Source organism: Pseudomonas sp. 29, from assembly GCF_002754355.1.
GTDB classification, from domain to species: domain Bacteria; phylum Pseudomonadota; class Gammaproteobacteria; order Pseudomonadales; family Pseudomonadaceae; genus Aquipseudomonas; species Aquipseudomonas neuropathica.
In genome coordinates, this window is the sequence record NZ_PEEY01000001.1 from 2910492 (window position 1) to 2923262 (window position 12771).

General features: G+C 61.2%; 14 protein-coding genes. 8 read left to right on the plus strand and 6 right to left on the minus strand.

Going from position 1 to position 12771, the window contains the following annotated elements; translation table 11 throughout:
- Window positions 1-24 precede the first annotated feature (24 nt).
- Both CLU80_RS13600 and CLU80_RS13605 read left to right on the plus strand, forming a co-directional pair.
- Window positions 25-912 carry a lysophospholipid acyltransferase gene (locus CLU80_RS13600; protein WP_093429542.1) on the plus strand — a complete coding sequence of 296 codons (888 nt, stop codon included), beginning with the start codon at window positions 25-27 and terminating at the stop codon, window positions 910-912.
- Window positions 913-985: 73 nt separating this feature from the next.
- Window positions 986-1225, plus strand: coding sequence for a PilZ domain-containing protein (locus CLU80_RS13605; RefSeq protein ID WP_093429541.1), 240 nt, complete (start codon window positions 986-988; stop codon window positions 1223-1225).
- A 1-nt stretch (window position 1226) separates the two neighbouring features.
- Here the strand turns inward: CLU80_RS13605 and CLU80_RS13610 are convergent, their stop codons facing one another.
- From CLU80_RS13610 to def, 5 genes are all read right to left on the minus strand, one after another.
- A complete protein-coding gene (locus tag CLU80_RS13610; protein ID WP_099757602.1) occupies window positions 1227-1541 on the minus strand; it encodes a tetratricopeptide repeat protein in 315 nt (104 codons plus the stop codon).
- A gap of 146 nt (window positions 1542-1687) precedes the next feature.
- Entirely contained in the window at window positions 1688-3064 is a 1377-nt protein-coding gene (trkA, locus tag CLU80_RS13615) for a Trk system potassium transporter TrkA (protein WP_093429539.1), read from the minus strand.
- Window positions 3065-3086: 22 nt separating this feature from the next.
- Complete coding sequence (gene rsmB, locus CLU80_RS13620) at window positions 3087-4397, minus strand: 16S rRNA (cytosine(967)-C(5))-methyltransferase RsmB (RefSeq protein WP_099757603.1); 1311 nt, start codon at window positions 4395-4397, stop codon at window positions 3087-3089.
- The gene (gene fmt, locus CLU80_RS13625; RefSeq protein ID WP_099757604.1) at window positions 4394-5353 is read right to left on the minus strand and encodes a methionyl-tRNA formyltransferase; all 960 of its coding nucleotides are present in this window, start codon (window positions 5351-5353) and stop codon (window positions 4394-4396) included. Before fmt ends, rsmB begins: the two co-directional genes overlap by 4 nt.
- A gap of 57 nt (window positions 5354-5410) precedes the next feature.
- Window positions 5411-5917 (minus strand): peptide deformylase, encoded by a 507-nt coding sequence (def, locus tag CLU80_RS13630; RefSeq protein ID WP_016984087.1) that lies wholly within the window; start codon window positions 5915-5917, stop codon window positions 5411-5413.
- A 160-nt stretch (window positions 5918-6077) separates the two neighbouring features.
- On the opposite strand from def, the gene CLU80_RS13635 reads away from it, so the two are divergent.
- The 4 genes from CLU80_RS13635 to CLU80_RS13650 all read left to right on the plus strand — a co-directional run bounded on the left by CLU80_RS13635 (window position 6078) and on the right by CLU80_RS13650 (window position 9812).
- A complete protein-coding gene (locus CLU80_RS13635) occupies window positions 6078-7103 on the plus strand; it encodes a LysM peptidoglycan-binding domain-containing protein (RefSeq protein WP_095049569.1) in 1026 nt (341 codons plus the stop codon).
- 80 nt (window positions 7104-7183) lie between these two features.
- Complete coding sequence (gene dprA / locus CLU80_RS13640; protein WP_099757605.1) at window positions 7184-8284, plus strand: DNA-processing protein DprA; 1101 nt, start codon at window positions 7184-7186, stop codon at window positions 8282-8284.
- Between the two features lie 55 nt (window positions 8285-8339).
- Entirely contained in the window at window positions 8340-8897 is a 558-nt protein-coding gene (gene tsaC, locus CLU80_RS13645) for an L-threonylcarbamoyladenylate synthase type 1 TsaC (RefSeq protein ID WP_093429535.1), read from the plus strand.
- A gap of 240 nt (window positions 8898-9137) precedes the next feature.
- Window positions 9138-9812 (plus strand): hypothetical protein, encoded by a 675-nt coding sequence (locus CLU80_RS13650; protein ID WP_099757606.1) that lies wholly within the window; start codon window positions 9138-9140, stop codon window positions 9810-9812.
- 64 nt (window positions 9813-9876) lie between these two features.
- Here the strand turns inward: CLU80_RS13650 and CLU80_RS13655 are convergent, their stop codons facing one another.
- Complete coding sequence (locus CLU80_RS13655) at window positions 9877-10854, minus strand: NADPH:quinone reductase (RefSeq protein ID WP_099757607.1); 978 nt, start codon at window positions 10852-10854, stop codon at window positions 9877-9879.
- Window positions 10855-11004: 150 nt separating this feature from the next.
- Between CLU80_RS13655 and hemF the strand changes: the two genes are divergently transcribed.
- Both hemF and aroE read left to right on the plus strand, forming a co-directional pair.
- Complete coding sequence (gene hemF / locus CLU80_RS13660) at window positions 11005-11919, plus strand: oxygen-dependent coproporphyrinogen oxidase (protein WP_099757608.1); 915 nt, start codon at window positions 11005-11007, stop codon at window positions 11917-11919.
- Between the two features lie 9 nt (window positions 11920-11928).
- Window positions 11929-12750, plus strand: a complete 822-nt coding sequence (gene aroE / locus CLU80_RS13665) for a shikimate dehydrogenase (protein ID WP_099757609.1) — start codon at window positions 11929-11931, stop codon at window positions 12748-12750.
- The last annotated feature ends 21 nt before the right edge of the window (window positions 12751-12771 follow it).

Sequence of the window (12771 nt, forward strand, 5' to 3'; positions counted from 1 at the left end):
ACCGCACAAGATCAGGAGTGACCTGTGGAAAAGTTTAAAGGCGCCTTGCTGGTAGGCGCTCTGCGGCTGTTTGCCCTGCTGCCATGGCGGGCCGTGCAGGCCGTAGGTTCGGCGATTGGCTGGATCATGTGGAAAACCCCCAACCGTTCCCGCGAAGTGGTGCGGATCAACCTTGCGAAATGTTTTCCACAGATGGATGCCGCCGAACGTGAACGTCTGGTCGGCCAAAGCCTGAAAGACATCGGCAAGTCGCTGACCGAAAGCGCCTGCGCGTGGATCTGGCCGGCGCAGCGCTCGATCGATCTGGTGCGCGAAGTCGAAGGTCTCGACATCCTCAAGAATGCCTTGGCCTCGGGCAAAGGCGTGGTCGGCATCACCAGCCATTTAGGCAATTGGGAAGTGCTCAATCACTTCTATTGCAGCCAGTGCAAACCGATCATTTTCTACCGTCCGCCGAAGCTCAAGGCTGTGGACGAATTGCTGCGCAAACAGCGCGTGCAATTGGGCAACAAAGTCGCTGCTTCCACCAAGGAAGGCATCCTCAGTGTGATCAAGGAAGTGCGCAAAGGTGGTGCAGTGGGCATTCCTGCTGACCCGGAACCGGCCGAATCCGCCGGGATCTTCGTGCCGTTCTTCGCCACTCAAGCGCTGACCAGCAAATTCGTGCCGAACATGCTCGCCGGTGGCAAAGCCGTCGGTGTGTTCCTGCATGCGCTGCGCCTGCCCGACGGTTCCGGCTACAAAGTGATCCTCGAAGCCGCGCCAGAAGCCATGTACAGCACCGATACCGCCGAATCCTGCGCCGCGATGAGTAAAGTCGTCGAGCGTTACGTCGCCGCGTACCCGAGCCAGTACATGTGGAGCATGAAGCGCTTCAAGAAGCGTCCGCCGGGCGAAGAGCGCTGGTACTGAGCTGATTGGCATGATCTGTGGATAACCTCACTGGCGAGGTTATCCACAACCGTTCATCAAAGGGCGCAACAAGATGTCCGAACAACGCAAATCCTTCCGCATCAAGATTACCCACGACAGCTTTGGCGAATGCCTCGGGCAGACGCGCAACCTGTCGCCTACCGGGGTGTTTGTGCAGCATCCGGTTTTGGCTACTTTGCCCAAAGGCGCAGTGGTTTACGGCGAGGTGCAGGGTTTACCCACAGGCGCGCCGCGGGTGCGGATGGAAGTGGTGACGGTAGATGCCGACGGGATCGGTCTTCGCTACCTTTGACTTATAGCGCCTGACGATCAAGCTTCTTCAGAAACACCGTCATTTCCTTCTCGGCCTGCTTGTCGCCATGGGCGCGGGCCGCTTCCAGACCTTGTTCCCACGCCTGACGTGCGGCGGCGTGATCGCCCAGCGCCAGATGCGCTTTGCCCAACAGCTTCCAGGCTGCGGAATATTTCGGATCGAAGCCGACACAACGTTCAAAGTGCTCGGCGGCCTTGGCGTTTTCACCCAGATCCAGATAACCCTTGCCCAGGCCGAAGCGCAGCAGGGAGTTATCCACACCCTTGGCGAGCATTTTTTCCAGGGAGTCGAGCATCGGTGGATTCCTTTCTTGGGACTGTCAGGCGTTGATGGGGCTTAGTGAGACCGCCTTCGCGAGCAGGCTCGCTCCCACAGGGGAAACGCATTCCAGATGTGGGAGCGAGCCTGCTCGCGAAGGCGCCAGTGCCGTCAGCGCAAACCTCAAAAGAAGCTCAACCCAACATGAAACAGCTTCTCCACATCGCGAATATGCTTTTTATCCACAAGGAACAGGATCACATGGTCGCCCGCTTCGATCACCGTGTCGTCGTGGGCGATGATCACTTGCTCGTTGCGAATGACCGCGCCGATGGTGGTGCCCGGCGGCAGGCCAATCTTCTCGATAGGTTTGCCGATGACCTTGCTCGACTTCGCATCACCGTGGGCAATCGCCTCAATGGCTTCTGCCGCACCGCGGCGCAGTGAGTGCACGCTGACGATATCGCCACGACGCACGTGCGCCAGCAAGGTGCCGATGGTCGCCAGTTGCGGGCTGATGGCGATGTCGATATCGCCGCCCTGAATCAGATCGACGTAGGCCGGGTTGTTGATGATCGTCATGACCTTCTTCGCCCCCAGCCGTTTGGCCAGCAGCGACGACATGATGTTGGCTTCGTCATCGTTGGTGAGGGCGAGGAAGATATCGGCGTCGGCAATGTTCTCCTCCATCAGTAAATCACGATCTGATGCACTGCCCTGCAGCACCACGGTGCTGTCGAGGGTGTCGGAGAGATAACGGCAACGCGCCGGATTCATCTCGATGATCTTCACCTGATAACGGCTTTCGATGGCCTCGGCCAAACGCTCGCCAATTTGCCCGCCGCCAGCAATGACAATGCGTTTGTAGGTTTCGTCGAGGCGGCGCATTTCGCTCATCACCGCGCGAATATTCTCACGGGCGGCGATGAAAAAGACTTCGTCATCCGCCTCGATCACCGTATCGCCCTGGGGCAGGATCGGCCGGTCACGGCGGAAAATTGCGGCGACGCGAGTCTCGACATTCGGCATGTGCTCACGCAACTGCCGCAGTTGCTGACCCACCAGCGGCCCGCCGTAATAGGCGCGCACCGCTACCAGTTGCGCTGCACCCTCGGCGAAGTCGATCACCTGCAACGCGCCCGGATGCTGGATCAGGCGCTTGATGTAGTTGGTCACCACCTGCTCGGGGCTGATCAGCACGTCGACCGGAATCGCTTCGTTCTGAAACAGTTGCTCCTCGCGATTGAGGTAGGACGCTTCGCGCACCCGGGCGATCTTGGTCGGGGTGTGGAACAGCGTGTGGGCGACCTGGCAGGCGACCATGTTGGTTTCGTCGCTGTTGGTCACCGCCACCAGCATGTCCGCGTCGTCGGCGCCGGCCTGACGCAGCACCGACGGCAGCGAGCCCCGGCCCTGCACGGTGCGGATGTCGAGGCGGTCGCCGAGGTCGCGCAGGCGCTCACCGTCGGTGTCGACTACCGTAATATCGTTGGCCTCGCTGGCCAGATGTTCTGCCAGCGAACCGCCGACCTGTCCTGCACCGAGGATGATGATTTTCATCCAGTCACTCCGTTAAATCCGTTTAGCTGCGTGCGGCAGCAATCTTGATCAGCTTGGCGTAGTAGAACCCGTCATGCCCACCTTGCTGGGCCAGCAGTTGGCGACCATGGGGCTGTTTGATTCCGGCCGACGTGGCCAGATCCAGTTCACGGGCGCCTGGGGTACGCTCAAGGAACGCAGCGATGACTTCGGTATTCTCGGTCGGCAGCGTCGAGCAGGTGGCGTACAGCAGGATGCCGCCGACTTCGAGGGTTTTCCACATCGCGTCGAGCAGTTCGCCTTGCAGTTGCGCGAGGGCGACGATGTCGTCCGGCTGACGGGTCAGCTTGATGTCCGGATGGCGGCGGATCACGCCGGTCGCCGAGCACGGCGCGTCTAGCAGAATGCGCTGGAACGGTTTGCCGTCCCACCACTTTTCGGTATCGCGACCGTCGGCGGCGATCAGTTCGGCGTTCAGACCAAGGCGTTCAAGGTTCTCCTTGACCCGCACCAGACGCTTGGCTTCCAGATCCACCGCCACTACACCGGCCAGCGCAGGTTCGGCTTCGAGGATGTGGCAAGTCTTGCCGCCCGGCGCGCAGCAGGCGTCGAGCACGCGTTGCCCCGGCGCCAGATCGAGCAGATCGGCGGCCAGTTGCGCCGCTTCGTCCTGCACGCTGATCCAGCCTTCGGCGAAACCAGGCAGGCTGCGTACGTCGGCGGCGGCTTCGAGAATGATGCCGTCGCAACTGTACACACATGGCGTCGCGGCAATCCCGGCCTCCGTCAGCAAGCCGAGATAGGCGTCGCGGCTGTGGTGACGGCGGTTGACCCGCAGGATCATCGGCGGATGCGCATTGTTCGCCTCGCAAATCGCTTCCCACTGTTCCGGCCAGAAGGCCTTCAGGGATTTTTGCAGCCAGCGCGGGTGAGCGGTGCGCACCACTGGGTCACGTTCCAGCTCGGCGAAAATCGTTTCGCTTTCGCGCTGGGCATTGCGCAGCACGGCGTTGAGCAGGCCCTTGGCCCAAGGTTTTTTTAGCTTGTCGGCGCAACCGACGGTTTCGCCGATGGCGGCATGGGCCGGCACGCGGGTGTAGAGCAATTGGTAGAGACCGACCAGCAGCAGCGCTTCGACATCGGCGTCGGCAGCCTTGAACGGTTTCTGCAGCAGCTTCTCGGCCAGTGCCGACAGGCGTGGCTGCCAGCGCGCAGTGCCGAAGGCCAGATCCTGAGTGAAGCCGCGATCACGATCCTCGACCTTGTCCAGTTGCGTCGGCAGGGAGCTGTTCAACGAGGCTTTGCCGCTGAGCACGGCGGCGAGTGCCTTGGCGGCGGCCAGACGCGGGTTCATTGCGCGTCCACCGCTGCGCCGAGCAAGGTGCCGACAGCGAATTTCTCTCGACGGCTGTTGAACAGGTCGCTGAAGTTCAGCGCCTTGCCACCCGGCAATTGCAGGCGGGTCAGGCACAGCGCCCGCTCGCCGCAAGCGACGACCAAACCGTCCTTGCTGGCGCTGAGCACTTCGCCCGGCGCGCCGTTACCGTCGGCGAGTGTCGCCGCCAGTACTTTCAGCGCTTCACCGTTGAGGGTGCTGTGGGTGATCGGCCATGGGTTGAAGGCGCGCACCAGGCGTTCCAGCTCAACGGCCGGACGGCTCCAGTCGATGCGTGCTTCGTCTTTGTTCAGCTTGTGCGCGTAAGTGGCGAGCTCATCGTTCTGCACTTCGCCTTCCAGCGTGCCTGCAGCCAGACCGGCAATCGCCTGGACCACGGCGGGCGGGCCCATTTCGGCGAGGCGGTCGTGCAGCGTGCCGCCGGTGTCTTCGCCGGTGATCGGCGTGACGACCTTGAGCAGCATCGGTCCGGTGTCGAGGCCCGCTTCCATGCGCATCACGGTCACGCCGCTTTCCGCGTCACCGTGTTCAACGGCGCGCTGAATCGGCGCCGCACCACGCCAGCGTGGCAGCAAGGAGGCGTGGCTGTTGATGCAGCCCAGACGCGGGATATCCAGCACCACTTGCGGCAGGATCAGGCCGTAGGCGACCACCACCAGCAAGTCCGGCTTCAGTGCGGCCAGTTCAGCCTGAGCGTCAGCGTTGCGCAAGGTCGGCGGCTGCAACACCTGGATATGGTTTTCCAGGGCGAGCTGTTTGACCGGGCTTGGCATCAGTTTTTGCCCGCGACCGGCCGGACGATCCGGTTGGGTGTAGACCGCAACGATCTCGTAAGGGCTTTTCAGCAGGGCCTTGAGGTGTTCGGCGGCGAATTCCGGGGTGCCGGCAAAAACGATGCGCAGTGGCTCAGTCATGAAGGGAGTCTCATAAAAAGAAAAAGGCTTGCCGCAGCAAGCCTTTGAAGAGGGGCATCAAGCGTTCTGGCGGTGCTGCTTTTCCAGTTTCTTCTTGATCCGGTCGCGTTTGAGCGTGGACAGGTAATCGACGAACAATTTGCCGTTGAGGTGGTCGCATTCGTGCTGGATGCACACCGCGAGCAGGCCTTCGGCGATCAGCTCATAAGGCTTGCCGTCGCGGTCCAGCGCCTTGATCTTGACCTTTTGCGGGCGGTCGACGTTTTCGTAGAAACCCGGTACCGACAGGCAACCTTCCTGGTATTGGTCCATTTCGTCGGTCAGCGATTCGAACTCGGGGTTGATGAACACCCGCGGTTCGGTGCGGTCTTCGGAAAGGTCCATCACGACGATACGTTTGTGCACGTTGACCTGGGTCGCGGCAAGGCCGATGCCCGGCGCTTCATACATTGTTTCAAACATGTCATCGACCAACTGACGCACTTCGTCGTCCACTACAGCCACAGGCTTGGCGATAGTGCGCAGACGCGGGTCCGGGAATTCGAGGATGTTTAAAATGGCCATAGGCTTTGATTGCTGCACACGTTGAGTAAAGTCGGGCGATGGCCTGGCAGGTCCGAAGATGCAGGCTACCGTTGTGAAGCGTAGCTTGTGCATTTTGCACAAGCGAGCCACGGGGGCTCTGACGGTTCACGCGAATGCACATGATAAAGGGATTCACTGCATGAGGAAAACACTACTCGCCCTGCTGCTGTTGGCTTCGGCCGGCGTGGCGCAAGGGCAAGTGCAACTCAGGGATGGTTTTCCACAGCAATACACGGTGGTTTCGGGGGATACGCTCTGGGACATTTCCGGCAAATACCTGCGCGAGCCCTGGCAGTGGCCACAACTGTGGCGGGCCAATCCGCAAATCGAAAACCCCAACCTGATCTATCCCGGCGACACGCTGACGCTCAGTTATGTCGATGGCCAGCCACGTCTGACCCTTAATCGCGGCGAGTCGCGCGGCACCATCAAGCTCTCGCCACGCATTCGCACCAGCCCGGTGGCCGAGGCTATTCCGAGCATTCCGCTGAAATCCATCAACAGCTTTTTGCTGAGCAACCGCATCGTCGACAAGGTCGAGGACTTCGACAAGGCGCCGTACATCGTTGCCGGCGATGCCGAACGCGTGCTCAGCGGCACTGGCGACCGGATCTTCGCTCGCGGCCATTTCGATCCCGATCAACCGGTCTACGGCATCTTCCGTCAGGGCAAGGTCTACACCGATCCACAGACCCAGGAGTTTCTCGGGATCAACGCCGACGACATCGGCGGCGGCGAAATCGTCGCCACCGAAGGCGACGTCGCCACCCTCGCCCTGCAACGCACCACCCAGGAAGTGCGCCTCGGCGACCGTTTGTTCAGTGGCGAAGAGCGTTCGATCAACTCGACCTTCATGCCCAGCGCGCCAACCACCAGTATCAACGGCGTGATCATCGATGTACCGCGCGGCGTCACCCAGATTGGCGTGATGGACGTGGTCACGTTGAACAAAGGCAAGCGCGACGGTCTGGCCGAAGGCAACGTGCTGGTGGTGATGAAAACCGGCGAAACCGTGCGTGACCGCATCACCGGCCAGCCACTGAAGATTCCCGATGAACGCGCCGGGTTGCTGATGGTGTTCCGCACTTACGACAAACTCAGCTACGGCCTCGTCCTCAACGCATCGCGCTCGCTCGCGGTGCTCGACAAGGTGCGCAATCCGTAAGCGTGCTTCACAAGTTACCAACAGAGTTATCCACAGCTTGTTCCGATTGGTTCGGGGCTTATAACGATCAAGGATGATCCATCATGTTGCCTGTCTGTACGCCGGTTTCCCCGGCGGAACTGGAAGCGCGTCTGCGCCTGCACCGCTTGCCGGATGTTGGCCCGAAGCGTTTTGCCAAATTGCTCGAAGCCTTCGGCTCGGCCTCCAAAGCCATCAGCGCGCCGGCCAGCGCCTGGCGTTCTCTCGGTTTGCCGGCGGCGTGCGCCGAAGCGCGGCGCTGTCCCGAGGTTCGCGACGGCGCCAGCCATGCAATGCGCTGGCTAGAGCGCCCCGAGCATCATTTGCTGATGTGGGACCAGCCGGATTACCCGGCGTTGCTGGCGCAGATTCCCGATCCGCCACCACTATTGTTTGTTGCCGGTGATCCGCAGATTCTGGAAAAACCGCAACTGGCGATGGTTGGCAGTCGCCGGGCATCGCGTCCGGGCATGGACACCGCAGTGGCATTTTCCCGCAGTCTCGCCGGGGCCGGTTTCGTCATCACCAGCGGCCTGGCGCTAGGCATCGATGCCGCTGCGCATCAGGCCGCGCTGGATATTGGCGGGTTGACGGTCGGTGTCCTCGGCACGGGGCTGGAAAATTTTTATCCACAGCGCAACCGCCGCCTGGCTGACGCGATGATTGCGTCCGGCAGCGCAGTGCTTTCCGAGTTTCCGCTGGACGCCGGACCAACGGCGAGCAACTTCCCGCGACGTAACCGCATCATCAGCGGTTTGTCCCTCGGCGTGCTGGTGGTCGAGGCCAGCGTGGCCAGCGGTTCGCTGATCACCGCACGGCTGGCGGCGGAACAGGGGCGCGAGGTTTACGCGATTCCCGGTTCGATCCATCACCCCGGCGCTCGCGGTTGCCATCAGCTGATCCGCGATGGCGCGGTGCTGGTGGAAACCATTGAGCACATCCTCGAAGCCTTGCGTGGTTGGCAGCATCTGCCGCTATCCACTGACACGGCGAAAGCCGATCATCCGTTGCTCATCCTGCTCCATGCTGCCCCGCACACCAGCGAAGGCTTGGCTGACAGCAGCGGCTGGACGTTGCCCAAAGTGCTGGCGGCACTCACCGAACTGGAAATGGATGGCCGTGCAGTGTGCGAAAACGGTCGCTGGTTGGCCAGGACACGCTAGGTTTTACAAGGAAGATCGGTAAACTGCGCGAAACCTGTTTGCGGAGAGTTTTTTCATGGTTAACAGTTGGCGTGTGCAACAAGCCGCACGAGAGATTCGCGCCGGGGCGGTGATTGCCTATCCAACCGAAGCCGTCTGGGGGCTGGGTTGCGACCCATGGAACGAAGAGGCCGTGGATCGGTTGCTGGCGATCAAGAATCGTTCGGTGGTCAAAGGCCTGATTCTGGTTGCCGACAACATTCGCCAATTCGACTTTCTGTTCGAAGACTTCCCGCAAGAATGGATCGACCGCATGGCCAGCACCTGGCCGGGGCCGAACACCTGGCTGGTGCCGCATCAGGGCTTGCTCCCGGAATGGGTGACCGGCATGCACGACACCGTCGCACTGCGGGTCAGTGATCATCCGCAAGTACGCGATCTGTGCTCGATGGTCGGGCCGTTGATTTCGACCTCAGCCAACCCGCAGGGCCGCCCGGCGGCGCGCACGCGATTGCGTGTCGAGCAGTATTTCCGAGGGCAGATCGATCTGATACTGGGCGGGCAACTGGGTGGGCGCAAGAACCCCAGCGTGATTCGTGATCTGGCGACCGGCAAAGTCATTCGTCCCGACTGATTCAGCCTCGAACATTTGTAACGTGGGTACTCCTCGCCTTGATGGCGAGGAGTACTACACGTGCCTGCGAATTATCCTGCAATGATGCTGATTGCTGCGTCGGAAAAATCATCAACTATCTGAATCAACTGAATTTTCCCACCTGATTATCAGACCGCGTTTCGTGGCGGTATCGCCAAAAGCAACCATCCTTTCCCTGCACTCGAAACACTTCGATAAGTTAAGGTCTGCGGAGAAAGAATGGACACTACGGATTTGCAACTCACGGATTACCTGCAGGCGCTCCAGGTGACGTTAAACAGTCATCAGGAGGGTTGCCGTATCGTGATGCTTGAAGCGGGGTCGGATACCCAGGTGTTCGATCGGTTTATCGATCGGCAATTTCGGCTTCGGCTGCAGCATTACATGCTGACGTCCAGGGCGCGGATGCTCGAAACCCGACTGGCGACACGGTCGCGCAGTACCCACTTTCTGCTGTATCGGCACGAGCAACTGCTGGCGGTATTGAGGGCCACTCCGGCGCCGTTCGAGTGGGCATCACTGGCGCAGCAACATGTTTCGCCCACGGTGGCGTTGTCACGCCATGTCGAACTCAGTCGCTTGATCTCGTACGCGCCCAGCCAACAGCCCATTGCCGTCGACAGTCTGCTGGCGGCCGCTGCCGAGTGGGCCATAAAACAGGGCTATCTAGGTGTCACCGCGTTGTGCAGGGCATCGCAGCTGCGCCTGTACCAGCGTTTCGGTCTGATGCCGGTCGCCTCCAATCCCTTGCATATCGAACAGCGCGCACGCGGGGATTACTGGGTGTTGTCAGCCGAGTGGCGGCAAATCCTCGCCGCGTTGCAACAGCCTGATTCCGCGAATGTCGGCCATTGGGCGCCAAGACCGTTGGCGGCTCATCCACCGCAGTACTGAACACGCTCGAAGCGTCCTGCCAGTCATGGTCCTGAAACCCTGACTGGCAGGACGCCGGGAGGTATCAAGGCAGCAGGATGGTGGAACCGGTAGTGCGCCGCGCCGACAGCTCGGTTTGCGCCTTCGCCGCATCAGCCAGTGGATAACGCTGGCTGACGTCCACCTTCAACTTGCCGCTGATGATCATCTCGAACAGCTCATCGGCCATTCGCTGCAGGTTTTCGGCGTTGTTGGCATAAGTCGCCAGAGTCGGCCGGGTCACGTACAGCGAACCCTTGGCGGAGAGAATACCCAGATTCACGCCGTCCACCGCGCCGGAAGCATTACCGAAGCTCACGACCAGGCCACGCGGCGACACGCTGTCGAGGGACGTCAGCCAGGTGTCCTTGCCGACACCGTCATAGACCACCGGGACTTTCTTGCCATCGGTCAATTCCAGCACGCGCTGGGCAACGTTTTCGTGGCTGTAATCGATCGTCGCCCAGGCGCCATTGGCCTTGGCCAGTTCGGCTTTCTCTTTGGAGCTGACGGTGCCAATCAGCTTCACGCCTAACGCTTTGGCCCATTGGCAGGCCAGTGAACCGACACCGCCGGCCGCCGCGTGGAACAGAATGGTTTCGCCACCCTTGAGTTCATAGGTCTGGCGCAGCAGGTATTGCACGGTCAGGCCTTTGAGCATTACACCGGCAGCCGTTTCGAAACTGATTTCGTCGGGCAGATGCACCAGATTGTCCTGGGGCAGCACATGCAATTCGCTGTAGGCCCCCAACGGGCCGCTGCCATAGGCCACGCGATCACCGACCTTGAACCGGGTGACGTCGCTGCCCACGGCATCGACGATCCCCGCACCTTCAGCACCCAGGCCGGACGGCAAGGCGGGCGGTGCGTACAGACCGCTGCGGTAATAGGTGTCGATGAAGTTCAGGCCGATCGCCTTGTTCGCCACGCGGACTTGATTGGGGCCGGGCGCGGCGGGTTGATAATCAACATATTCGAGCACTTCGGGGCCGCCGTGGGCGCGGAACTGGATACGCTTTGCCATCTGCCTGCTCTCCTTGGATCTTTTGTGAGCCCCCTATCCAACTCCCATGCTTGATCTTCGTCAACTGCGGCGGGCTATTGTGCGGTGGTATGCTACGCGCCCATTTGCGTCGCCCGTCTGCCGGGGCGCCGCCCGATTCAAGGTGAAGCCATGACGACCCGCACCGACGCCGTAAAGGCCTATCTGCTCGACCTGCAAGACCGCATCTGCGCGGCTCTCGAAACCGAAGACGGCGGCACGCGCTTCGTCGAAGACGCCTGGACCCGGCCCGCCGGCGGTGGCGGTCGTACTCGCGTGATCGAGAACGGCACGGTAATCGAAAAGGGCGGTGTCAACTTTTCCCACGTCTTCGGCAGTGGTCTGCCACCGTCGGCCAGCGCCCATCGCCCGGAATTGGCTGGCCGCGGTTTCGAAGCCCTTGGCGTGTCGCTGGTGATCCACCCGCACAACCCGCATGTGCCGACGTCCCACGCCAACGTGCGCTTTTTCATCGCCGAGAAGGAGGGTGAAGAGCCGGTCTGGTGGTTCGGCGGCGGCTTTGACCTGACCCCGTATTACGGCAATGAAGAAGATTGCGTTCACTGGCACCGCGTTGCCGAGCAGGCTTGCGCGCCGTTTGGCCCGGACGTCTACCCGCGCTACAAGGCCTGGTGTGACACCTACTTCCACATCAAGCATCGCCACGAACCGCGCGGCATTGGCGGTTTGTTCTTCGATGACCTGAACGAGTGGGACTTCGATACCAGCTTCGCTTTTATGCGGGCCATCGGCGACGCCTACATCGATGCTTATCTGCCGATCGTGCAGCGCCGCAAAAACGATGCGTTTACCGCTCAGCAGCGTGAATTCCAGGAATTCCGCCGTGGCCGTTACGTCGAGTTCAACCTGGTGTATGACCGTGGCACCTTGTTCGGTCTGCAATCGGGCGGGCGTACCGAGTCGATCCTGATGTCGTTGCCGCCGCAAGTGCGCTGGGGCTATGACTGGAAAGCCGAGCCTGGCAGCGAAGAAGCACGCCTGACCGAGTACTTCCTGCAAGACCGCGACTGGCTGGCCGAGGCCTGAGGACATCTGATGGATCGTTACGTCGTTTTCGGCAACCCGATCGGCCACAGCAAATCGCCGATGATTCACAAGCTGTTCGCCGAGCAGACCGGCCAGCAGCTCGACTACAGCACCTTGCTGGCGCCGCTCGACGATTTCGCCGGCTGCGCCACGGCGTTTTTCCAGGAGGGTCGCGGCGCCAACGTCACTGTGCCGTTCAAGGAAGACGCCTATCGTCTGGCCAATAGCCTGACCGCTCGCGCACAACGGGCCGGTGCGGTGAACACCTTGAGCAAACTGGCCGACGGCTCACTGCTCGGTGATAACACTGACGGCGCCGGACTGGTGCGCGATCTGACGGTGAACGCCGGGTTCAGCCTGACCGGCAAACGCATTCTGCTGCTCGGTGCCGGTGGTGCGGTGCGCGGTGCGCTGGAACCGTTGCTGGCGGAACAACCGGCCTCGGTGATCATCGCCAATCGTACGGTGGACAAGGCTGAGTTGCTGGCGGAGTTGTTCTGCGACCTCGGGCCGGTCTCGGCCAGTGGTTTCGACTGGTTGCGCGAGCCGGTGGACGTGATCATCAATGCCACATCGGCCAGCCTCACTGGTGACGTGCCGCCGATTGCACCGAGCCTGATCGAGCCGGGCAAGACCCTGTGCTACGACATGATGTACGGCAAAGAGCCGACGGCGTTTTGCCGCTGGGCCCGTGAACATGGCGCGGCGGTGGCGATGGATGGCTTGGGGATGTTGGCGGAGCAGGCGGCTGAGGCGTTTTTCCTGTGGCGTGGTGTGCGCCCGGACACTGCGCCCGTGCTCACAGAGTTGCGTCGACAACTGGCCCTTTAAAAAGCTTCGCGAGCAAGCTCG

What these genes read in the sequence shown, in the direction of transcription:
- CLU80_RS13610 (WP_099757602.1), bottom strand. Translation starts at nt 1,541, where the DNA reads ATGCTCGACTCCCTGGAAAAAATGCTCGCCAAGGGTGTGGATAACTCC.
- hemF (WP_099757608.1), top strand. Translation starts at nt 11,005, where the DNA reads ATGACGACCCGCACCGACGCCGTAAAGGCCTATCTGCTCGACCTGCAA.
- def (WP_016984087.1), bottom strand. Translation starts at nt 5,917, where the DNA reads ATGGCCATTTTAAACATCCTCGAATTCCCGGACCCGCGTCTGCGCACT.
- aroE (WP_099757609.1), top strand. Translation starts at nt 11,929, where the DNA reads ATGGATCGTTACGTCGTTTTCGGCAACCCGATCGGCCACAGCAAATCG.
- CLU80_RS13650 (WP_099757606.1), top strand. Translation starts at nt 9,138, where the DNA reads ATGGACACTACGGATTTGCAACTCACGGATTACCTGCAGGCGCTCCAG.
- tsaC (WP_093429535.1), top strand. Translation starts at nt 8,340, where the DNA reads ATGGTTAACAGTTGGCGTGTGCAACAAGCCGCACGAGAGATTCGCGCC.
- CLU80_RS13605 (WP_093429541.1), top strand. Translation starts at nt 986, where the DNA reads ATGTCCGAACAACGCAAATCCTTCCGCATCAAGATTACCCACGACAGC.
- rsmB (WP_099757603.1), bottom strand. Translation starts at nt 4,397, where the DNA reads ATGAACCCGCGTCTGGCCGCCGCCAAGGCACTCGCCGCCGTGCTCAGC.
- fmt (WP_099757604.1), bottom strand. Translation starts at nt 5,353, where the DNA reads ATGACTGAGCCACTGCGCATCGTTTTTGCCGGCACCCCGGAATTCGCC.
- CLU80_RS13635 (WP_095049569.1), top strand. Translation starts at nt 6,078, where the DNA reads ATGAGGAAAACACTACTCGCCCTGCTGCTGTTGGCTTCGGCCGGCGTG.
- trkA (WP_093429539.1), bottom strand. Translation starts at nt 3,064, where the DNA reads ATGAAAATCATCATCCTCGGTGCAGGACAGGTCGGCGGTTCGCTGGCA.
- CLU80_RS13655 (WP_099757607.1), bottom strand. Translation starts at nt 10,854, where the DNA reads ATGGCAAAGCGTATCCAGTTCCGCGCCCACGGCGGCCCCGAAGTGCTC.